This window comes from Enterobacter sp. 50793107, assembly GCF_001463365.1.
GTDB lineage: Bacteria > Pseudomonadota > Gammaproteobacteria > Enterobacterales > Enterobacteriaceae > Enterobacter > Enterobacter cloacae.
This window is the reverse complement of the sequence record NZ_LNII01000126.1, coordinates 1-21377: the sequence shown is the minus strand read 5'-3', so window position 1 is coordinate 21377 and position 21377 is coordinate 1. Positions and strand designations below refer to the sequence as shown.

The 21377-nt window shown below is 53.2% G+C and carries 17 protein-coding genes; 4 read left to right on the top strand and 13 right to left on the bottom strand.

The genetic code is table 11. The annotated features are described in order from the left end of the window. Nucleotides 1-35 precede the first annotated feature (35 nt). From lpxK to APU11_RS16500, 9 genes are all read right to left on the bottom strand, one after another. On the bottom strand, nucleotides 36-1013 hold the full coding sequence (gene lpxK, locus APU11_RS16540) for a tetraacyldisaccharide 4'-kinase (protein ID WP_058651192.1): 978 nt from the start codon (nucleotides 1011-1013) through the stop codon (nucleotides 36-38). Beyond that, nucleotides 1010-2758: a lipid A ABC transporter ATP-binding protein/permease MsbA gene (gene msbA / locus APU11_RS16535; protein ID WP_058651191.1), complete on the bottom strand. Its 1749-nt coding sequence runs from the start codon at nucleotides 2756-2758 to the stop codon at nucleotides 1010-1012. Before msbA ends, lpxK begins: the two co-directional genes overlap by 4 nt. Before the next feature lie 36 nt (nucleotides 2759-2794). Next, nucleotides 2795-5059, bottom strand: coding sequence for a ComEC family protein (locus APU11_RS16530; RefSeq protein WP_058651190.1), 2265 nt, complete (start codon nucleotides 5057-5059; stop codon nucleotides 2795-2797). Nucleotides 5060-5273: 214 nt separating this feature from the next. Further along, nucleotides 5274-5561, bottom strand: coding sequence for an integration host factor subunit beta (gene ihfB / locus APU11_RS16525; protein ID WP_003858233.1), 288 nt, complete (start codon nucleotides 5559-5561; stop codon nucleotides 5274-5276). A gap of 170 nt (nucleotides 5562-5731) precedes the next feature. Further along, on the bottom strand, nucleotides 5732-7405 hold the full coding sequence (gene rpsA / locus APU11_RS16520) for a 30S ribosomal protein S1 (protein ID WP_008499966.1): 1674 nt from the start codon (nucleotides 7403-7405) through the stop codon (nucleotides 5732-5734). 111 nt (nucleotides 7406-7516) lie between these two features. Next, nucleotides 7517-8200, bottom strand: a complete 684-nt coding sequence (cmk, locus tag APU11_RS16515; RefSeq protein ID WP_013097305.1) for a (d)CMP kinase — start codon at nucleotides 8198-8200, stop codon at nucleotides 7517-7519. 185 nt (nucleotides 8201-8385) lie between these two features. After that, nucleotides 8386-9669, bottom strand: a complete 1284-nt coding sequence (gene aroA / locus APU11_RS16510) for a 3-phosphoshikimate 1-carboxyvinyltransferase (protein ID WP_029882988.1) — start codon at nucleotides 9667-9669, stop codon at nucleotides 8386-8388. 68 nt (nucleotides 9670-9737) lie between these two features. Further along, nucleotides 9738-10826, bottom strand: coding sequence for a 3-phosphoserine/phosphohydroxythreonine transaminase (gene serC / locus APU11_RS16505; RefSeq protein WP_028028021.1), 1089 nt, complete (start codon nucleotides 10824-10826; stop codon nucleotides 9738-9740). 162 nt (nucleotides 10827-10988) lie between these two features. Then, nucleotides 10989-11681, bottom strand: coding sequence for a DUF421 domain-containing protein (locus tag APU11_RS16500; protein WP_013097308.1), 693 nt, complete (start codon nucleotides 11679-11681; stop codon nucleotides 10989-10991). 127 nt (nucleotides 11682-11808) lie between these two features. Between APU11_RS16500 and ycaO the strand changes: the two genes are divergently transcribed. The 4 genes from ycaO to pflA all read left to right on the top strand — a co-directional run bounded on the left by ycaO (nucleotide 11809) and on the right by pflA (nucleotide 18106). Next, a complete protein-coding gene (gene ycaO, locus APU11_RS16495) occupies nucleotides 11809-13569 on the top strand; it encodes a 30S ribosomal protein S12 methylthiotransferase accessory factor YcaO (protein WP_038981416.1) in 1761 nt (586 codons plus the stop codon). Between the two features lie 406 nt (nucleotides 13570-13975). Beyond that, a complete protein-coding gene (focA, locus tag APU11_RS28115; protein ID WP_013097310.1) occupies nucleotides 13976-14833 on the top strand; it encodes a formate transporter FocA in 858 nt (285 codons plus the stop codon). 51 nt (nucleotides 14834-14884) lie between these two features. After that, nucleotides 14885-17167: a formate C-acetyltransferase gene (pflB, locus tag APU11_RS16485; protein ID WP_013097311.1), complete on the top strand. Its 2283-nt coding sequence runs from the start codon at nucleotides 14885-14887 to the stop codon at nucleotides 17165-17167. 198 nt (nucleotides 17168-17365) lie between these two features. Next, entirely contained in the window at nucleotides 17366-18106 is a 741-nt protein-coding gene (gene pflA, locus APU11_RS16480; RefSeq protein WP_014831281.1) for a pyruvate formate lyase 1-activating protein, read from the top strand. 36 nt (nucleotides 18107-18142) lie between these two features. Here the strand turns inward: pflA and APU11_RS16475 are convergent, their stop codons facing one another. The 4 genes from APU11_RS16475 to APU11_RS16460 all read right to left on the bottom strand — a co-directional run. Then, entirely contained in the window at nucleotides 18143-18670 is a 528-nt protein-coding gene (locus APU11_RS16475; protein ID WP_058651189.1) for an anti-virulence regulator CigR family protein, read from the bottom strand. Between the two features lie 123 nt (nucleotides 18671-18793). After that, nucleotides 18794-19942 (bottom strand): MFS transporter, encoded by a 1149-nt coding sequence (locus APU11_RS16470; RefSeq protein WP_038981312.1) that lies wholly within the window; start codon nucleotides 19940-19942, stop codon nucleotides 18794-18796. Between the two features lie 274 nt (nucleotides 19943-20216). Continuing rightward, nucleotides 20217-21080 carry a dimethyl sulfoxide reductase anchor subunit family protein gene (locus tag APU11_RS16465; protein WP_058651188.1) on the bottom strand — a complete coding sequence of 288 codons (864 nt, stop codon included), beginning with the start codon at nucleotides 21078-21080 and terminating at the stop codon, nucleotides 20217-20219. Between the two features lies 1 nt (nucleotide 21081). After that, a partial coding sequence (locus APU11_RS16460) for a 4Fe-4S dicluster domain-containing protein (protein ID WP_342669403.1) occupies nucleotides 21082-21377 on the bottom strand: 296 nt, incomplete at its 5' end.

Below are 21377 nucleotides of genomic sequence, written 5' to 3'. Positions count from 1 at the left end.
TGTCAGTCAAAGCGCCACCAGAACCGCGTAAGCTCTTAATGCACCAACGCAATCAGTTCCTGGAGCAAGTGTTCCGGCTGCTCGCCGCTGAGTTCAGCGTCAACCGGCAGATACCACCAGTTTTCTTTCGCAAAAGCGCGGCATTTCACCGCATCTTTTTCGGTCATGATTAATGTCTGACCGGATGTTGTCAACGCGTCTACCTGCTCCGCCACCAGCGCCTGGTGATCGGCCAGCGGAACACGTTTATCAAGGCGGGCACCACACTGTTCCAGCGTTGCGAAGAAACGCGGAGGATGACCAATACCTGCCATCGCGACCAGCGCGGGTAGCCGGGAAACGGCCTGTCGTTCACCGGTCAACAGGTTAATTGCCATGCCTGGCTGGAGTTGCATCGGGATCTCCCCCGGCTGTGCCACACCGCCGTTGACAATCACCGCATCCACGGACTTCAGGCGCGAAGCGCGTTCACGCATGGGGCCTGCAGGCAGCCACCAGCCGTTGCCAAAACGGCGGACGCCATCAATGACCACAATCTCTTTATCACGCGCCAGCGCGTAATGCTGCAGACCGTCATCGGTAATAATTATTTGCACGTCGTGTTCGGCAAGCAACGCCTGAACAGCATCACTACGCACCGGAGAGACTGCGACAGGCGCGCCAGTGCGCTGATAAATCAATACCGGCTCATCCCCCGCCTCGGCGGTCGTCGTGTCCGGCGTCAGGAGCAGTGGATAGTGCGCCGCTTTTCCGCCGTAACCTCGCGACACCACGCCGGGGCGGATACCGCGCTTTTGCAGTTGCTCAACCAGCCAGATGACCACAGGGGTTTTACCGTTCCCCCCTGCCGTGAGGTTGCCCACCACGACAACCGGCACTGGCGCACGCCACGCCCGCTTTAGCCCCAGACGGTAAAGCAGACGGATAATGCCGCTCACCAAACCATACAGGCAGGAGAGCGGCAGAAGCAGCAGCCACAGCGGGGACTCACCGGACCAGATGCGGGCAATCATTCGCCGAACTGCATCTTATGGAGCTGAGCGTAAACACCACGCTGTGCCAGTAAATCGGTATGGCTACCGCGTTCTACAATGATCCCATCCTCCACAACAACGATTTCGTCAGCCTGTTCAATCGTTGACAGGCGGTGTGCAATCACCAGTGATGTACGGTTCTTTTGCAGTTCATCCAGCGCAGACTGAATTGCACGTTCAGATTCTGTATCCAAAGCAGAGGTTGCTTCGTCAAGGATCAGAATAGGGCTGTTACGCAGCAGTGCACGGGCGATGGCGATACGCTGGCGTTGACCACCGGAGAGCAGAACTCCATTCTCACCGATGATGGTATCCAGGCCGTTGTCCATCTTGTTAATAAAGTCCATGGCATAGGCCATGCGAGCGGCTTCTTCAATCTGCTCGCGGCTGTACTCTTCAGTGCGCGCATAGGCAATATTGTTCGCAACAGTATCGTTGAACAGATGCACGTTCTGAGACACCAGCGCAACCTGGTTACGCAGCGACTGCAGGGTGTATTCCCGCAGGTCGTGACCGTCTAACAGAATTTCACCCTGATCGATGTCGTAGAAACGGGTAATCAGGCTGGCAATCGTCGATTTACCCGAACCGGAACGGCCGACCAGCGCAACGGTTTTGCCTGCCGGAATGGTCAGGTTGATGTTACGTAATGCTGGAACTTCACGGCCAGGGTAAGTGAAGGTCACGTTGCGGAATTCGACATCGCCCTTTGCGCGCTCAATGACGCGAGTACCTTCGTCTTTCTCTTGCTCAGAATCCAGGATGCTGAACAGCGTCTGGCATGCTGCCATCCCGCGCTGGAACTGGGCGTTAACGTTGGTCAGCGACTTCAGCGGACGCATCAGCGCAATCATGGAAGAGAACACAACGGTGATGGTTCCCGCCGTCAGCGTTTCCATTACGCTCGGGAAGCTTGCCGCATACAGGACGAATGCCAGAGCCAGAGAGGCAATCAGCTGAATAATGGGATCAGAGATTGAAGAGGCCGAGACCATTTTCATCCCCTGCAGACGCATTTTGTTGCTGACTTTATCGAAGCGTTTTGTTTCGACCTCCTGCCCGCCGAAAATCAACACCTCTTTATGTCCTTTCAGCATCTGTTCAGCGCTGGTGGTCACCTGCCCCATCGTATTCTGCATATTCTTACTGATATTGCGAAAACGCTTTGAGACGACGCGGATCGCGACAGAAACAACCGGAGCCAGCACGATGAGGATCAGCGACAGCTGCCAGCTGTAATAGAACATCATCACGAACAGACCGATAATTGACGCACCTTCACGCACAACGGTAATCAGTGCGCTGGAGGAAGAGGATGCCACCTGTTCTGAGTCATAGGTGATACGTGACAACAACGTACCTGTCGATTGTTTGTCAAAGAAGGCCACCGGCATGCCCATCATGTGGCTGAACAGCCGACGGCGCATTGTCATGACCACTTTTCCTGACACCCAGGAGATGCAATAACTGGAAATATAGCTGGTGATACCGCGTAAGATCATCAGTCCGATCACCACCAGAGGCATCCATAGCAACACTGAGCGATCCGTTTTACCAAAACCGTCATCCAGTAACGGTTTGAGGAGCGATAACATAAAAGTATCGCTGGCTGCGTTGAGAACTAACGCTATACCCGCCACGATTAAACCTGCTTTAAAAGGTGCAATCATCGGCCAGAGTCGGCGGAAGGTTTGCCACGTGGAGAGATCTTTGTCGTTATGCATTCAAAAAACCAGCATCTGTTGAAATAGCCGCATATTCTACCCGTTATCGACGGGCGCGCCAAACCACTGATGATACCAACGCGGTAAATATTGCTCCCGCAACCGTCGGATTTGCCAGGCATGTTGCGAAAACGTCACCGATATTTGGCCCGAATGAGGGGTATCGTGCCAGACATAGCCCTCTTTTCGATAACGCTTCACCACCTTCACTGACGGGAATCGCCACGCATTGTAACGGGCCGCAGAATCCAGCGCGATTTCGCCTCCCACCCGTTGTACCAGCGGCAACGATGAGGAGGTATTACTGCCATGGTGCGGCACCTGTATCACCGTTGACGTCAGATAACGCCAGTAATGGCTAAGCATAGCCTGTTCCGCTTGCGCTTCAATGTCCCCTGTCAGCAAAACACTCTGCTCACCGTCATCAATTTTAACCACGCAGGAGCGATTGTTACCCTGGGCAGTGGATCCAGCCGGTGGCCAGTGGACGGTGAATGTTAACCCCTGCCATTTCCACTGCTGCCCGCGAAAGCAGGGAAGATGCTGCGCCCACCCCAGCGGGCTTCGTACCCACAAGTCTGGCCATGCCGCCTGCAGCGATGCCAGACCACCAGCATGGTCCAGGTGCTCGTGACTGAGAATAACGCCATCTGGTTGCAGGTGATGCCAGCGTAACCACGGAATGATCAACTGCTGCGCACTGTCTCCCCCAGGCCAGCCGGGACCGGTGTCGTATAGAAGCGCTTTACCCTGCCGCTCAATAACCATTGATAGCCCCTGCCCCACATCCAGCATATGCAACGTCCAGCTATCGGTTTTCGCCGTTTGCATGAATGGGGATGCCAGCACGACAGTTCCTGTCAGACACACCGCCGGCATGCTTTTCCAGGAGCGAAAGCGCCAGCCGATAATGGCCAGCCAGGGCAGCAATGTCAGGTACTGCCAGCGCTCATCGACGTCCTGCCAGCCATCAGGCAGACGCTGCAGCAGCCAGAACAAACCGGCCAGGGACTTATCTGCCGCAAACCATACGCCAGTCTCCAGGGGGACCAGCGGGAGCAGGTGCAGTAGCATACCGAGCAGGATCAGCGGAACCGAGATAAAGGTCACCAGCGGAACGGCAAAGAGATTGGCCACCAGCGAAGAGACGCTGAAGCCATGGAACATCAACACCTGCAAAGGCAGGAGCAGCAGCAACATCCCAACCTGCAGATAGAGTAAATTTATCAGGGGTCGCACCCGGCGAGTCCAGCGCCAGCTGGGGAGTGGCAGCCACTGATACCAGAAAATCAAGGCCGCGACAGCAAACGCTGACAACGCCAGGCTTTGAGAAAGCACCGCCAGCGGATCAACGATGAGTATCGCTGCAATACAGCTACACCAGACCTGCCATGCAGACCACTGACGCGCGCCGATCCGCAGAGCGGCCAGCACCGCAAGCGCGATGACCGTGCGTAATGCTGGCGGCTGCAAACCCGTTAGCCATGCGTAGAAGGCCGCAAAAAACAGTCCCGCAAGCAGTGGCATCTGCCAGCGGATCCACTGACACGGCAATAAAAACTGAATACCCCTGGCAAGCAACCAGACGATGGAAGCCGCCAGCGCGATGTGCAAACCCGAGATAGCCATCAGATGCGACGTGCCGGTTTCACGCATCAGTGTTTTTATTTCCCGGGGCACATCCAGGCGCTCGCCCATCCCCAGCCCCAGGATCACCGCTCCCCAACGATAGGCTGAAAGCGTGTCGTGCAGCGATGACAGATAGCGGGCACGCAAGCTGCAGCGTTCATCAATAATTTCTGCCCGCGTAAAACGTCCGCTTAACGTTTGATGCCGGGCAAAAGCATTTCGTTGAGGATCATATCCCCCGTCGTTCAGTTCACCGTGTACAGGCCTGAGCCTGAGCGTCATGGCCCAGCGCTGACCCGCGCAGGCCTTTTGCGGCAGGTAATTGCCATACAGCACGATGCCCGTCGATGCCCACCAGCGTTTGCCATTAAGTGCAACGATTTTCCCCTGATGGACTGTTGCGCCATCGGTGGCGGTGATCTCTACCTCAGCCTTGACTGCACCGGTGGTTAAATGCTGCATCGGCCAGACGCTTTCCTGCGCAGCCAGAATGCCCCACGCGCAAAATAACAACCCCATACCGATACACTTCAGACTGAAGCTTCGCTGTAAGCCCAGCACCAACCCACCGGCAACCATGGTCCATACAGTATGCCGTGCAGGTAGTTCTGGTAACCAGAGTAGCGGCACTATCGCCAGAATGGCGCACAGACTTAGTGTGGGAATTCCCATTACGACCTCCCTGTTTCAGGGCGGCAGTATGTAAGAAGAGGGAGAGAGGCGTCAGTTGAATAAAATGCAGGTTACAGCGCACGCTGCACTGTTTTTGTCGGTTTGCAGAAAACGACACGGGGATTGCGGCACAGCTTCAGAATAAAAACGATAAGTACAAAAAAAGCACCCGGAGGTGCTTTCTTTTGAACCCAGTTTAACCAGATGGCTAAACTCAGTTGCCGTAAATATTGGCGCGATCGCGCAGTTCTTTACCCGGCTTAAAGTGTGGAACGTACTTACCTTCCAGCTCGACTTTATCACCAGTCTTCGGGTTACGCCCGGTACGTGGAGCACGATAGTGCAGAGAAAAACTACCGAAACCGCGGATTTCAATGCGCTCGCCCTGGGCAAGAGTGGTGGCCATATGCTCCAGCATCTCTTTTACGGCATCTTCCACTGCTTTAGCTGGGATATGCGGTTGCTGACTGGCAAGTCTTTCAATCAATTCTGACTTGGTCATGATTCCTCCGGTTCCTTTCAAACCAATTAGCTGAACAGCTCATTAAACAAGGGCGGCCGTAGCCGCCCTTTGTTATTGATTACAGGACGAATCCTGCAATCTGTCAAGTTTGCTCCTCATCCTTCGCGCGATAAATGCGTTACCGCTCAAAGGATGCTGAGGACTTGATATTACTCGCCTTTAGCTGCTTTGAAAGCTTCAGCCATTGCGTTGTTAGAGAAGTTTGCATCTTCCTGTTTGTTAACAGTAGCGATTGCATCTTTCTCGTCAGCTTCGTCTTTCGCACGAACAGACAGGCTGATTGCACGGTTCTTACGGTCAACACCGGTGAACTTAGCTTCAACATCGTCGCCAACGTTCAGAACCAGAGTGGCATCTTCAACGCGGTCACGTGAAGCTTCAGAAGCGCGCAGGTAACCTTCAACGCCGTCAGCCAGTTCTACGGTTGCGCCTTTAGCGTCAACTGCAGTCACTTTACCGTTTACGATTGCGCCTTTCTTGTTCAGTGCAACCCAGTTGTTGAACGGATCTTCTGCGAGCTGTTTAACGCCCAGAGAGATACGCTCACGCTCTGCGTCAACCTGCAGAACAACTGCTGCGATTTCGTCGCCTTTTTTGTATTCACGAACTGCTTCTTCGCCTGCAACGTTCCAGGAGATGTCAGACAGGTGAACCAGGCCGTCGATGCCGCCGTCCAGGCCGATGAAGATACCGAAGTCAGTGATAGACTTGATTTTACCTTCAACACGGTCGCCCTTGTTGTGGGTTTCCGCGAACTGCTGCCATGGGTTGTTTTTGCACTGCTTCAGGCCCAGGGAGATACGACGACGTTCTTCGTCGATATCCAGAACCATAACTTCCACTACGTCACCAACGTTAACAACTTTGGATGGGTGGATGTTTTTGTTGGTCCAGTCCATTTCGGAAACGTGTACCAGACCTTCAACGCCTTCTTCGATTTCAACGAAGCAGCCGTAGTCAGTCAGGTTGGTCACGCGGCCAGTCAGTTTGGTACCTTCTGGGTAACGCTTAGCGATAGCTACCCATGGATCTTCGCCCAGCTGTTTCAGGCCGAGGGATACACGAGTACGCTCGCGGTCGAACTTCAGCACTTTAACAGTGATTTCGTCGCCCACGTTCACGATTTCGCTTGGGTGCTTAACGCGTTTCCACGCCATGTCGGTGATGTGCAGCAGGCCATCAACGCCGCCCAGGTCAACGAATGCGCCGTAGTCAGTGAGGTTCTTAACGATACCTTTGACTTCCATGCCTTCCTGCAGGTTTTCCAGCAGCTGATCGCGTTCTGCGCTGTTTTCGGATTCGATAACGGCACGACGGGAAACAACAACGTTGTTACGCTTCTGGTCCAGCTTGATTACTTTGAACTCAAGCTCTTTGCCTTCGAGGTGCAGGGTGTCACGGACTGGACGAACGTCTACCAGAGAACCTGGCAGGAACGCACGAATACCATTCAGCTCAACAGTGAAGCCACCTTTAACTTTGCCGTTGATAACACCGACCACAGTTTCAGCTTCTTCGTAAGCTTTCTCCAGCGTGATCCATGCTTCGTGACGTTTAGCTTTTTCACGAGACAGCAGGGTTTCGCCGAAGCCGTCTTCTACTGCGTCCAGAGCAACGTCAACTTCGTCACCTACCTGGATTTCCAGCTCGCCCTGGGCGTTTTTGAACTGCTCTGCCGGAATGGCGGACTCAGATTTCAGACCGGCGTCAACCAGTACTACGTCTTTGTCGATAGCAACAACAACACCGCGAACGATGGAACCCGGACGGGTTTCGATTTCTTTTAAGGATTCTTCAAACAGTTGAGCAAAAGATTCAGTCATGTTTAATCTTCAGGTTAATATTAACGTCCACCTGGCTCCGTGCCGGATGGGGTTGTTTCACATACCCGCCGTCAATCCATTGCAGCGGGGGTACTGCTAAATCGGTCGCAATTACGCGAGTGCCAGTTTTTGGCGCGCATATTGTAGCGCTTTTTCAATCACTTGCTCAATAGTTAAACTGGTGGAATCCAGAACTAATGCATCTTCTGCAGGAACAAGTGGGGCGACGGCGCGGTTACGGTCGCGGTCATCGCGCTCTTTTATCTCGGATAAAAGGCGATCAAAGTTAACACTAAACCCCTTCTCCTGCAACTGAAGCATGCGGCGTTGAGCCCGTTCTTCCGAGGAGGCGTCAAGGAAAATTTTCACTGGCGCATCAGGGAATACCACCGTCCCCATATCTCGCCCGTCAGCGATCAGGCCGGGTGCTTCACGGAAAGCACGCTGACGGCGTAACAAGGCCTCACGAACGCGCGGGAAAGCCGCCACCTGAGAGGCCGCGTTAGCAACCTCCTGAGTACGAATTTCGCCGCTCACATCTTCCCCTTCCAGGATCACTTCGAGGTTGCCATCGGTCGAGACAAAACGCACATCCAGATGCGCAGCCAGCGGAACCAGCGCCTCTTCAGACGCAACATCCACATGGTGATGCAGCGCTGCCAGCGCCAGCACGCGATAGATAGCTCCCGAATCTAAAAGATGCCATTGCAATGCTTCCGCCATCGCCTTGCACAGAGTTCCTTTCCCTGCGCCACTAGGCCCATCAATGGTGATTACCGGGGCAACTGCCGTCATCTTTTTCTCCTTAATAAAGGCATACCGTTAACATGAACGCCGCGCATTATACGCGCCAACGTGCGCAACTGTTACCTTTGCGTGCAAATTACGGAATTAATGAAGCAGAGTGTAGAAGAAATGTGCGGGAACAAACGTCAGAAAACGTAAGGAAATGCCGCATCGGGTGATGCGGCATCTTGTCATCAGGCTAATGTACTGATGCGGGCCAGCTGTTCGAAATAGTCCGGGAAGGTTTTCGCCGTACATTTCGGATCGAGGATCGTGACAGGTGTATCGGACAACGCCACCAGCGAGAAGCACATCGCCATACGGTGATCGTTGTAAGTTCCGATTTCCGCGAACTGCAGTTTTGCCGGAGGCGTTACGCGAATGTAGTCTTCGCCCTCTTCCACTTCGGCACCCACTTTACGCAACTCGGTGGCCATCGCGAACAGACGGTCAGTCTCTTTTACGCGCCAGTTGTAGATGTTACGCAGCGTCGTGGTGCCTTTTGCAAAGAGCGCAGCGGTGGCAATGGTCATTGCCGCGTCAGGAATGTGGTTCATGTCCATATCGATGGCGTTGAGTTCACCACGTGTACAGGCGATGAAATCCTCCCCCCAGGTCACTACCGCACCCATTTTCTCCAGCACATCAGCAAAACGAATATCGCCCTGCACGCTGTTACGGCCAATACCGGTCACTTTCACCGTACCGCCTTTAATAGCACCTGCCGCCAGGAAGTAAGACGCAGATGAGGCGTCACCTTCAACCAGATAGTTACCCGGAGACTGATACTGCTGCGCACCGCGAACCACGAAGCGCTGATACGCGTGGTTTTCCACCTCCACACCGAAGGTTTTCATCAGATGCAGGGTGATATCAATGTACGGCTTAGACACCAGGTCGCCCTTGATGGTGATGACCGTATCCTGCGGTGCCAGCGGTGCAGTCATCAGCAGTGCCGTCAGGAACTGGCTGGAGACGCTGCCGTCCACCTCGACGTTGCCGCCGGTAAAGCCACCGCGAAGGCGCAGTGGTGGGTAATTTTCTTGCTCCAGATAGTCAATCTGGGCACCGCCCTGACGAAGGGCATCCACCAGATGACCGATCGGACGCTCTTTCATGCGCGGCTCGCCGGTCAGAACAATATTGTTGCTGCCCAGGCACAGAGCTGCCGCCAGTGGGCGCATGGCGGTTCCCGCGTTACCCAGAAACAGCTCCAGTTCCTCGGCTGAACGTAGCGCACCGCCGTTCCCCGTCACTTCACAGCGGGTACGGTCGTCAGACAGCGTGTAGTGAACTCCCAACGCTTTCAGCGCATTGAGCATATGGCGCACGTCATCGCTGTCCAGCAGGTTCGTGAGGACGGTGGTGCCGTTTGCCAGAGCTGCCAGCAGCAGAGCGCGGTTCGAGACACTTTTTGAACCAGGCAGATTGATGGTGCCATCTACCCGCGCGATAGGTTGTAACGTCAGGGATTCCATGAAACTCAACTCTCAACTCAACATAATAAAAACCCTGCAGCAGGGCTACGGGGGTGAAAACAGCGTAATCAACCGTGGCGACGTTCGAAGTCAATCATGAAATCGGTCAGGGCTTTAACGCCTTCCAGCGGCATGGCGTTATAGATGGAGGCGCGCATGCCGCCTACCACACGGTGACCTTTCAGCGCATGCAGACCTGCGGCGAAGGACTCTTCCAGGAAAACTTTATCCAGGTTGCTGTCCGCCAGCTGGAACGGCACGTTCATGCGGGAACGGTTGGCTTTCGCCACATCGTTACGATAGAAATCACTCTTATCAATGACGCCGTACAGCAGTTCAGCTTTCTGCTGATTGATCTTGTCCATCTGCGCCACGCCGCCGTTTTGCTTCAGCCATTTAAAGACCAGGCCGGAGAGATACCAGGCAAACGTCGGTGGGGTGTTGAACATGGAGTCGTTATCGTTCAGCACAGTGTAATCAAGAATCGACGGGCAGGATTTATGCGCTTTACCCAGCAGATCGTCACGTACGATGACGATAGTCAGGCCTGCAGGGCCGATATTTTTCTGCGCACCCGCATAGATGACACCGTAGCGGCTGACGTCAATCGGCGCAGAGAGAATGGTGGAGGAGAAGTCAGCGGCAACCACCACGTCTTTACCGAAGTTCGGCGTCTCGTCGATGGCAATCCCGTCAATGGTTTCGTTCGGGCAGTAGTGCAGATACGCAGCGTTGTCAGAGAGCTGCCACTCGCTCATTGGCTTAACGGCACGCAGGCCATCAACGGTCACTTTGGCGTCGATGACGTTTGGCGTGCAATACTTGTGCGCCTCCTTCACCGCGCTGGCAGCCCAGTAGCCAGCGTCTACATAGTCTGCCGTGGTTTTGTCACCCAGAATATTCAGCGGTACGCCAGCAAACTGGCCGCGTCCACCACCGTGGCAGAACAATACTTTGTAGTTCGAGGGAATGTTCAGCAGATCGCGAAAATCCTTTTCTGCCTCTTCCGCCACCTGAATAAACTCTTTACCTCGGTGGCTGATTTCCATCACCGACGTACCCAGACCGTTCCAGTCACAAAGTTCCTGTTGAGCCTGTTTAAGCACGTCTGCCGGTAACATTGCCGGACCTGAACTGAAATTAAAGACTTGAGCCATTTCCCCTCACCACGCTAAAAGCAATAAGTTATAACTGTGGATATCGGTTTTATCATTCAGTGACACGCGCCGCAATGTCTAAAACTTATGACCGGTGAAATGTGCCCTTCGTCACACAATACAATCTGTCGCCTCGCTGTCACAAAACCGACAAAATGGCTGTCAGACAAGGCGTTTGGCCCGGCTAACCTTCGACCATTCCGGATTTGTACAGCGGGGACATAATTGATGATCGCCCACGTGCATGGCAACGACATGGCTACATCTTACACAGGCATATTCGCCGGATTCCGGTACCGTTTTAAACCGCTCGATCAACATATCCGGCAGAATACAGAGCCCTGGCTTAACCTCGTCGTCAGGATAGTAATACACGCTGATTTGCCCATTCGTTTCCATTATCGCCAGACGCACTTGCCCAAGCTGCTCCACGCTGTTCAGCCGCAGCTCCATAAAGAACTCAAATTCGGTCATATTGGCGCTTTGGACATTTTCCCAGGCCAGCTGTCCGTTCTCAACGATAACGACGGGTTTCCCTTCAAGCATGTCTTCCAGCTTTTCGCTTTTCGACATCAGCCACATGACCAGCCGGTAAAGCAGCGCCAGCGTGACGAAGACAATAAACACCGGCACCATTGGCACATCATCGTAAAAAGCGACATCCCCCGCCGCTGAACCCAGCGTCAGAATGATCAGCACCTCAAACAGCGACATCTGCCGTACGCCACGCCGACCGGTGATTTTAAGAAACAGGAAGACCAGGACGAAGGTATACAGACTACGCAGCGCCACTTCGCCTAAAAATTCAGGTGGGACTTTATCAAACGCCATCCTTTGCAGATCGAATGCTTTCATTTTTTTATGCCTTAACAGTCAGTTACTGACAGTAAGCATAGCCCAGTCTTTTATTTTCGCCGGAGATAGCACCCGTCACGCAAAACCCGTATCATTGCGCGCTTTACGTACGATAAAAGTGAACGCCATGACTCAAACGTTTATCCCCGGCAAAGACGCCGCCCTGGAAGATTCCATCGCTCGCTTCCAGCAGAAACTGACCGACCTGGGCTTTAATATCGAAGAAGCCTCCTGGCTTAATCCAGTGCCTCACGTCTGGTCCGTGCATATTCGCGATAAAGACTGTGCACTGTGCTTTACCAACGGTAAAGGCGCGACGAAAAAAGCGGCGCTGGCTTCTGCGCTGGGTGAGTATTTTGAACGTCTGTCGACCAACTACTTCTTCGCCGATTTCTGGCTGGGTGAAACCATCGCTAACGGCCCGTTCGTTCACTATCCCAATGAAAAATGGTTCCCGCTGACCGAAGACGATGAACTGCCGGAAGGCATTCTGGATGCGCGTCTGCGTGCGTTCTACGATCCGGAAAATGAACTGACCGCCAGCATGCTGATCGATCTGCAGTCGGGTAATGAAGAGCGTGGGATCTGCGCCCTGCCGTTCACCCGTCAGTCTGATGAACAGACCGTGTACATCCCGATGAACATTGTCGGTAACCTGTATGTCTCTAACGGCATGTCCGCCGGTAATACCCGCAATGAAGCGCGTGTGCAGGGGCTGTCAGAAGTGTTTGAGCGCCACATTAAAAACCGCATCATTGCTGAATCCATCAGTCTGCCTGAAATTCCGGCCGACGTGCTGGCGCGCTATCCGGGCGTGGTGGAATCCATTGCTAAGCTGGAGGCAGAAGGCTTCCCTATCTTTGCGTATGATGGCTCGCTGGGCGGTAAATACCCGGTTATCTGCGTTGTGCTGTTTAACCCGACGAACGGCACCTGCTTCGCCTCCTTCGGCGCGCATCCTGACTTTGGCGTGGCGCTGGAGCGTACCGTCACCGAGTTGCTGCAGGGCCGTAGCCTGAAAGATCTCGATGTATTTACTCCACCAACCTTTGACGACGAAGAAGTGGCCGAGCATACCAACCTCGAAACCCACTTCATCGACTCCAGCGGTTTGATCTCCTGGGATATGTTCAAGCAGGACGCAGACTATCCATTCGTCGACTGGAGCTTTGCCGGTACGACCGAAGAAGAGTTCGCTACCCTGATGGCCATCTTCAACGCGGAAGATAAAGAAGTCTACATTGCTGACTACGAACACCTGGGTGTTTACGCCTGCCGTATTCTGGTGCCGGGCATGTCCGATATCTATCCGGCTGAAGATCTGTGGCTGGCAAACAACAGCATGGGTGCGCACCTGCGTGAAACGCTGCTGGCCCTGCCGGGCAGCGAGTGGGAAAAAGAGGATTATCTGAACCTGATCGCCCAGCTGGACGACGAAGGCCATGATGACTTCACGCGCGTACGTGAACTGCTGGGTCTGGCTACCGGTAAAGACAACGGCTGGTATACCCTGCGCATCGGCGAGCTGAAAGCGATGCTGGCGCTGGCTGGCGGCGATCTGGATCAGGCCCTGGCCTGGACCGAGTGGACCATGGAATTCAACCAGTCAGTGTTCTCTGCCGAGCGCACCAACTACTACCGCTGCCTGCAAACCCTCCTGCTTCTTGCGCAGGAAGAGGATCGTGAGCCACTGCAGTACCTTAATGCCTTCGTGCGCATGTACGGAGCCGAGGCGGTAGAAGCCGCCAGCGCGGCCCTGAGCGGCGAAGCGCCATTCTACGGACTGCAGGCGGTCGACAGCGATCTGAAAGCCTTCCCTGCGCATCAGTCGCTGTTGAAGGCCTATGAAAAACTGCAGAAAGCAAAAGCCGCTTACTGGTCAAAATAAGCGCATATAACATTATCAGCAGTAGGCGTATTTAATCGTCTGGGCTATATTACGGGGCAATTTCATTGCCCCGTTTTTTATTTTTTTCGGCAATGAACGGTGAATGTAATAATAAAGTTAAATATGGGTAAATATAATAATATTTACCTGGGCTTTACTGTTACTTTTTATGGCAAATACTCCATATTAATTAACTGTTTCAGAGGTGGCCGACCGAAAAAATTCAACTCTTTTCATAACTTTTAAAATTTATTTTTATACGGATAATCAAAAACTTACACCGCATTTGTCGTAAAACCATACACACTGCGGGCCTATAAGCCAGGCGAGATATGATCTATATCAATTTCTCTTCTATAATGCTTTGTTAGTATCTCGTCGCCGACTTAATAAAGAGAGAGTTAGTGTGAAAGCTGACAACCCTTTTGATCTTTTACTCCCTGCTGCGATGGCCAAAGTGGCCGAAGAAGCAGGTGTCTATAAAGCAACGAAACACCCGATGAAGACGTTCTATCTGGCGATCACGGCTGGTGTGTTCATCTCTATCGCGTTCGTCTTCTACATCACTGCCACCACCGGTACTGCCGCGATGCCTTACGGCATGGCCAAACTGATTGGCGGCATTTGCTTCTCACTGGGTCTGATTCTGTGCGTTATCTGCGGCGCCGACCTCTTCACCTCAACGGTGCTGATTGTCGTAGCAAAAGCCAGCGGAAGAATTACCTGGGGTCAACTGGCGCGCAACTGGCTTAACGTCTATGTTGGTAACCTGATTGGCTGTCTGCTCTTTGTTTTGTTGATGTGGCTCTCTGGCGAGTATATGACCGCCAACGGTGGCTGGGGACTGAACGTCCTGCAGACCGCGGACCACAAAATGCACCACACATTTATCGAAGCGGTTGCACTTGGCATCCTCGCGAACCTGATGGTCTGTCTGGCGGTATGGATGAGTTACTCCGGCCGTAGCCTGATGGACAAAGCCATGATTATGGTTCTGCCGGTTGCGATGTTTGTTGCCAGCGGCTTCGAGCACAGTATCGCGAACATGTTTATGATCCCAATGGGTATTGTAATCCGCAACTTTGCGAGCCCGGAGTTCTGGACTGCAGTTGGTTCAACCCCGGAAAGTTTCTCTCACCTGACTATTATGAATTTCATTACTGATAACCTGATCCCTGTCACTATCGGGAACATTATCGGTGGGGGTCTGTTAGTTGGGTTGACATACTGGGTCATTTACCTGCGTGGCGACGATCATCATTGATGGTTATCTCAGGCAGTAAATAAAAAATCCACTTAAGAAGGTAGGTGTTACATGTCCGAGCTTAATGAAAAGTTAGCCACAGCCTGGGAAGGTTTTGCAAAAGGTGACTGGCAGAATGAAGTAAACGTACGTGACTTCATTCAGAAAAACTATACCCCGTATGAAGGTGACGAATCCTTCCTGGCTGGCGCAACTGAAGCGACCACCAAGCTGTGGGACAGCGTAATGGAAGGCGTAAAACTGGAAAACCGCACTCACGCGCCAGTTGATTTTGACACCTCCGTTGCTTCCACCATCACTTCTCACGATGCTGGTTACATCAACAAAGCCCTTGAGAAAATCGTTGGTCTGCAGACTGAAGCACCACTGAAACGTGCGATCATCCCGTTCGGTGGTATCAAAATGGTTGAAGGTTCCTGCAAAGCGTACAACCGCGAGCTGGACCCAATGCTGAAAAAAATCTTCACCGAATACCGTAAAACCCACAACCAGGGTGTATTCGATGTTTACACCAAAGACATTCTGAACTGCCGTAAATCCGGTGTTCTGACTGGTCTGCCAGATGCCTACGGCCGTGGCCGTATCATCGGTGACTACCGTCGCGTTGCGCTGTACGGTATCGACTTCCTGATGAAAGACAAATACGCGCAGTTCGTTTCCCTGCAGTCCGATCTGGAAAACGGCGTAAACCTGGAAGCGACTATCCGTCTGCGTGAAGAGATCGCTGAACAGCACCGTGCGCTGGGTCAGATCAAAGAGATGGCTGCTAAATATGGCTGCGATATCTCTGGTCCTGCAACTAACGCTCAGGAAGCTATCCAGTGGACCTACTTCGGCTACCTGGCCGCAGTTAAGTCTCAGAACGGTGCAGCAATGTCCTTCGGTCGTGTATCCACCTTCCTGGACGCGTACATCGAACGTGACCTGAAAGCAGGTAAAATCACCGAGCAAGACGCTCAGGAAATGATTGACCACCTGGTCATGAAACTGCGTATGGTTCGCTTCCTGCGTACCCCAGAGTATGATGAACTGTTCTCTGGTGACCCAATCTGGGCAACCGAATCTATCGGTGGTATGGGCGTAGATGGCCGTACTCTGGTCACCAAAAACAGCTTCCGCTTCCTGAACACCCTGTACACCATGGGTCCTTCTCCGGAGCCAAACATCACTGTTCTGTGGTCTGAAAAACTGCCTCTGAACTTCAAGAAATTCGCCGCTAAAGTGTCCATCGACACCTCTTCTCTACAGTATGAGAACGATGACCTGATGCGTCCGGACTTCAACAACGACGACTACGCTATCGCATGCTGCGTAAGCCCAATGGTTGTTGGTAAACAAATGCAGTTCTTCGGTGCGCGTGCAAACCTGGCGAAAACCATGCTGTACGCTATCAACGGCGGCGTTGATGAAAAACTGAAAATGCAGGTTGGTCCTAAGTCTGAACCAATCAAAGGCGATGTGCTGAACTATGACGAAGTCATGGATCGCATGGATCACTTCATGGACTGGCTGGCGAAACAGTACGTTACTGCACTGAACGTTATCCACTACATGCACGACAAGTACAGCTACGAAGCCTCTCTGATGGCGCTGCATGACCGTGACGTTATCCGTACCATGGCGTGTGGTATCGCAGGTCTGTCCGTTGCTGCTGACTCCCTGTCTGCTATCAAATATGCGAAAGTTAAACCAATTCGTGACGAAGACGGTCTGGCTATCGACTTCGAAATCGAAGGCGAATATCCGCAGTTTGGTAACAACGACGCTCGCGTTGATGACATGGCGGTTGACCTGGTTGAACGTTTCATGAAGAAAATTCAGAAACTGACCACTTACCGTAACGCTATCCCGACTCAGTCTGTTCTGACCATCACCTCTAACGTTGTGTATGGTAAGAAAACCGGTAACACCCCAGACGGTCGTCGTGCTGGCGCGCCATTTGGCCCAGGTGCTAACCCAATGCACGGTCGTGACCAGAAAGGTGCGGTTGCCTCTCTGACTTCCGTTGCAAAACTGCCGTTTGCTTACGCGAAAGATGGTATCTCTTACACCTTCTCTATCGTGCCAAACGCGCTGGGTAAAGACGACGAAGTGCGTAAAACCAACCTCGCGGGTCTGATGGATGGTTACTTCCACCACGAAGCGTCCATCGAAGGTGGTCAGCACCTGAACGTGAACGTCATGAACCGTGAAATGCTGCTCGACGCGATGGAACACCCTGAGAAATATCCTCAGCTGACCATCCGTGTATCTGGCTACGCAGTACGCTTTAACTCCCTGACTAAAGAACAGCAGCAGGACGTTATCACCCGTACTTTCACTCAGTCCATGTAACTGGAATTGACTGAAATCACGCGTTAAAAAGCGTACAATAAAGGCTCCACGTCAGTGGGGCCTTTTTCTTCCCCACCCCAGTCTCTTTTGGCCGCTATCTATACTGAATGGATAACAGCCAAAACAGACTCGACATAGCCTTTGAGCTGTGCATCAACACAGGCCCCGGGATGGGCCAAATTCGGAGATATCACCGCAATGTCAATTATTGGTCGCATTCACTCCTTTGAATCCTGTGGCACTGTTGATGGCCCGGGCATCCGTTTTATCACCTTTTTCCAGGGCTGCCTGATGCGCTGCCTGTACTGCCACAACCGTGACACATGGGATACGCACGGCGGCAAAGAAGTGACCGTTGAAGATCTGATGAAAGAGGTGGTGACTTACCGCCACTTTATGAACGCGTCCGGCGGGGGCGTCACCGCATCCGGTGGTGAAGCCATTCTTCAGGCGGAATTTGTGCGCGACTGGTTCCGCGCCTGCCACAAAGAAGGCATACACACCTGCCTCGACACGAACGGGTTTGTGCGCCGCTACGATCCGGTCATCGATGAATTGCTTGAAGTCACCGACCTGGTCATGCTCGATCTCAAACAGATGAATGATGAGATCCACCAGAACCTGGTTGGCGTATCCAACCACCGTACGCTGGAGTTCGCCAAATATATTTCAGCCAAGGGCATCAAAACCTGGATCCGCTATGTCGTCGTTCCAGGCTGGTCTGATGATGATGATTCCGCACATCGCCTGGGCGAATTTACCCGCGATATGGGCAACGTCGAGAAAATTGAGCTTCTGCCCTACCATGAGCTGGGTAAACATAAATGGGTGGCGATGGGTGAAGAATATAAGCTTGATGGCGTTAAGCCGCCGAAGAAAGAGACGATGGAGCGCGTGAAAGGTATTCTGGAACAATACGGACACAAGGTCATGTATTAAAGAAGAGGCCCGGTGAGAACCGGGCCTTTTTGTATTTTATTTAAAGACACCATTAATAATGGAAGTCACAATCGCAGTACTCAGCGCAACCAGGACCAGATCGTCACCGACCACGCGCCATTCATAGCCAGGATAGTTAGGGAGCTGGCCCAGCATGGAGGCTGGCACGGTTTTCTTCGCAATACCTGGAGGCAGTGGTTTACCACGTGCGAGGTTTTTAGCAATGCCCGGAGGCAGCGATTCATACCCCGTTAATCCATAGTTCAATGCCAGATGACGAGCATGATCGAAGCTCACGCGGGCATCGACATCATCGCTAACGCTTTTATTCGATTTACCCGGGTTGTCCTGACCACTTTTTTTATTGCCATGGGTATCGGACTTACCGTTGCCATGATTGCCGGAATTCCCGTTGCCGTGATTACCGCCATTACCTTGTCCGCCACTGTTACCGTGACCACCACCGCCATTCCCGTTTCCAGGGTTAGCCATGACCGGTGCTGTAGCAAACGTTAAAGACAACACTACTGCCAGTGCGGTAGTGGTTAAACGACGTGTAGCCATGATTGCTGCCTTTTAGTGTTAGAACTCACCTGAATTATCGCCTGGCGTGATAAACAAACAATGCGTAAAATTCTTATATGTGATGGGGACAAAAAAGCCAGTCAATGACTGGCTTTTAATTCATCAGGCATGCGCCACTGGCGTGGGATGTTCGCCCGCTTTGCGCAGCAGCATTAAGAGATAAATAAACGACACGCTGGCAATCATGATAAACAGCAAATTGTCGGAATAATTCTGCATCAGCATCGCGGTGAATGTCGGCCCCAGCAAACTGCCAATGGTATAGCTTAATAACAGCGCCTGGTTCATCGCCACCAGCTGGTGATGTTCAACTTTTTCACAGGCCCAGGCCATCGCGACCGGATAAAGTGTGAAGCCTGCAGCCCCCAGAATAAACAGCGCTGGCGCCATCGCGGCATTGCTGAGCATGGCAAGGCAACCCATGATCACCACGAAGACCTGAACGCGCAACACCAGCAGACGCCCAAAACGGTCTGCCAGACGGCCAATCGGCCACTGTCCGACGATGCCCGCGCTGACCATTACCGCCATCCAGAAGCCGATCCCGGAATCACTGACGCCCTGATGGTTCAGGTAGAGCGGCATCAGACCATAAAGCGACCCCAGAACAATCCCGGAGATGATGCAGCCGTTCACGCCCAGACGCGCCTGCCGCAGTCTCAGCATCGGCCAGACGTGGGTCGCTTCCTGATGCTCACTGTTCTGATTCACAATGCGTGTAAAGAGCAGCGGCAGGATCGCCGCCAGGACCATGCCCGTTACCCACGGCAGAACGCTCATCAGGTCGGTCGGCAGTTTGCTGACCATTAATTGCCCAAGCACGGTTCCCACGTAATAGACCATCATATACGCTGCCAGCAGACGTCCCCGGTTGCGCGAGGTACCGCTGCACATCAGCGCACTTTCCACCACGACCCAAATCATCGCGCAGCCTGCACCAGCGATAAAGCGCCAGATCATCCAGCTCCAGAAGCCGACCATCAGGCCCAGCCCGGCACAGCCGGCAGCGAAAATCAGCGAGGCCAGATAATAGCTGCGGTTAAAGCCAACGCGTTTAATCAGGCTCCCCGTCATCAGAGTGCCCAGCAGGTTCCCCGTGAAAAAGGACGAGCTGACCATACCCACCTGCCAGGTTGGTAAGTTTTCATGGGCAAGCCATAGCGGGACGAGCGTATTCAACACTGCGATCGCCAGGGTCAACAAAAGCAGGCCACAGAGCAACAGGAGCACTGGCCGGGTATAGATGGTCATGGATTAAAAACCGTGAGGAAGTTCAGATTTCGTGCGCATCATGCCACTGGCAAAAACAAAGTCAATCCACCGATTCAGGCGTCACGCACGATATGTGCCATGTCGATTTAAAAAACTCATCCTGCTAATGCAAAGTCTGCTACTGATATTAATTATCTGGTTGTTTTTATTTATTTCAGGGGATTTTTAATACCAAACATCAGTCGAAAAATTTCATGATGGAAAAAAGAAAAGCCGGGCGCTATGTCCCGGCTTTTTATAACGAAAAATCAAATCAGCTGGCGATAGCCATGCCTACCGTCATATGCAGGCCGTAAAACACACCGCGACCGATCAACTCCCCTGCCAGCACCAGCACAAAGGCCACTGACAGTAACGGCAGTGCGGGCTGATAACCTTTAAGCTGAGGGGCAATCCAGCACACCAGCGCAACAGCCAGCAACACCACACGCCAGGCCATCAGAGAACCGTACTCTGGCACCAGGGCTGAGGCCTGCTGAATGGAGCTGTGAATGGTTGCCAGCTCAGCGCCCTGCATCAGCGCAACCATCGTGCTTACCACCAGCGCCAACAGCGAAACGGCAGGGAGCAGACGCATCGCCCAGCCGTCCACACCCGCCACGCGCAGCAGCAGGTAGCCCAGCAGCGGCCCGCCGATAAACATCGTCAGGAAGAAACTCATTGGCGTCCAGACGCTATACCAGGTGGGAACGGTATCGATGGTGTTATAAACCCGCACCATCATCCACACGAAGACTACGCCCAGCACCATTGTCACGATCAGCCACACGTTGCGCAGCCCCGCAGGAAGCTTTTTCAGGGCTGCCAGCAGCCACCCCAGCCCACCGACGGCAAAGAAGATCGCCCCGCTGGCAATTTCGTTACTCAGTGAGGATGCCCCCACGCGATTGAGAGAGTTGAACGCGCGCATTGGCGAGCCGAGGTGCAGCGTAGAGGCAATAAAACCGATCCCCATCAACACCCACAGACCAAACATACTCAGCACCACGCGCTGCTGCTGTTCAGCTTTCAAATCGCCTTTCAGTAACGCCAGCGCGAGCACAATAAAGCCACCCGCCACGCACTGCCCAAAGACCGTGAAGATCATCAGCGGCCATTCATGCCATCCACTTCCCATCTCACACCTCCTTCGGGTTTGCCAGATAGCCGGTGGTATCTCCCGTCGGGCGGCTGTTGGCGTTAGGTTTAATCACAATGCTCGGCTTGGTGAAGTGCGCGGACGGCAGTGGCGCGACAGCCGCAAGCTGGCCGTGTTTTTTACGCAGCTCGTCAATCGGGCCGAAGTCCAGCGCGCGCAGCGGACAGGACTCCACGCAAATCGGCTTTTTGCCCTCTGCGACGCGGTCATGGCAGCCGTCGCACTTGGTCATGTGGCCTTTGGCGGCGTTGTACTGCGGCGCACCGTACGGACAGG

Coding starts and splice junctions, on each gene's coding strand:
- lpxK (WP_058651192.1), bottom strand. CDS start 1,013: ATGATTGCCCGCATCTGGTCCGGTGAGTCCCCGCTGTGGCTGCTGCTT.
- msbA (WP_058651191.1), bottom strand. CDS start 2,758: ATGCATAACGACAAAGATCTCTCCACGTGGCAAACCTTCCGCCGACTC.
- APU11_RS16530 (WP_058651190.1), bottom strand. CDS start 5,059: ATGGGAATTCCCACACTAAGTCTGTGCGCCATTCTGGCGATAGTGCCG.
- ihfB (WP_003858233.1), bottom strand. CDS start 5,561: ATGACCAAGTCAGAATTGATTGAAAGACTTGCCAGTCAGCAACCGCAT.
- rpsA (WP_008499966.1), bottom strand. CDS start 7,405: ATGACTGAATCTTTTGCTCAACTGTTTGAAGAATCCTTAAAAGAAATC.
- cmk (WP_013097305.1), bottom strand. CDS start 8,200: ATGACGGCAGTTGCCCCGGTAATCACCATTGATGGGCCTAGTGGCGCA.
- aroA (WP_029882988.1), bottom strand. CDS start 9,669: ATGGAATCCCTGACGTTACAACCTATCGCGCGGGTAGATGGCACCATC.
- serC (WP_028028021.1), bottom strand. CDS start 10,826: ATGGCTCAAGTCTTTAATTTCAGTTCAGGTCCGGCAATGTTACCGGCA.
- APU11_RS16500 (WP_013097308.1), bottom strand. CDS start 11,681: ATGAAAGCATTCGATCTGCAAAGGATGGCGTTTGATAAAGTCCCACCT.
- ycaO (WP_038981416.1), top strand. CDS start 11,809: ATGACTCAAACGTTTATCCCCGGCAAAGACGCCGCCCTGGAAGATTCC.
- pflB (WP_013097311.1), top strand. CDS start 14,885: ATGTCCGAGCTTAATGAAAAGTTAGCCACAGCCTGGGAAGGTTTTGCA.
- pflA (WP_014831281.1), top strand. CDS start 17,366: ATGTCAATTATTGGTCGCATTCACTCCTTTGAATCCTGTGGCACTGTT.
- APU11_RS16475 (WP_058651189.1), bottom strand. CDS start 18,670: ATGGCTACACGTCGTTTAACCACTACCGCACTGGCAGTAGTGTTGTCT.
- APU11_RS16470 (WP_038981312.1), bottom strand. CDS start 19,942: ATGACCATCTATACCCGGCCAGTGCTCCTGTTGCTCTGTGGCCTGCTT.
- APU11_RS16465 (WP_058651188.1), bottom strand. CDS start 21,080: ATGGGAAGTGGATGGCATGAATGGCCGCTGATGATCTTCACGGTCTTT.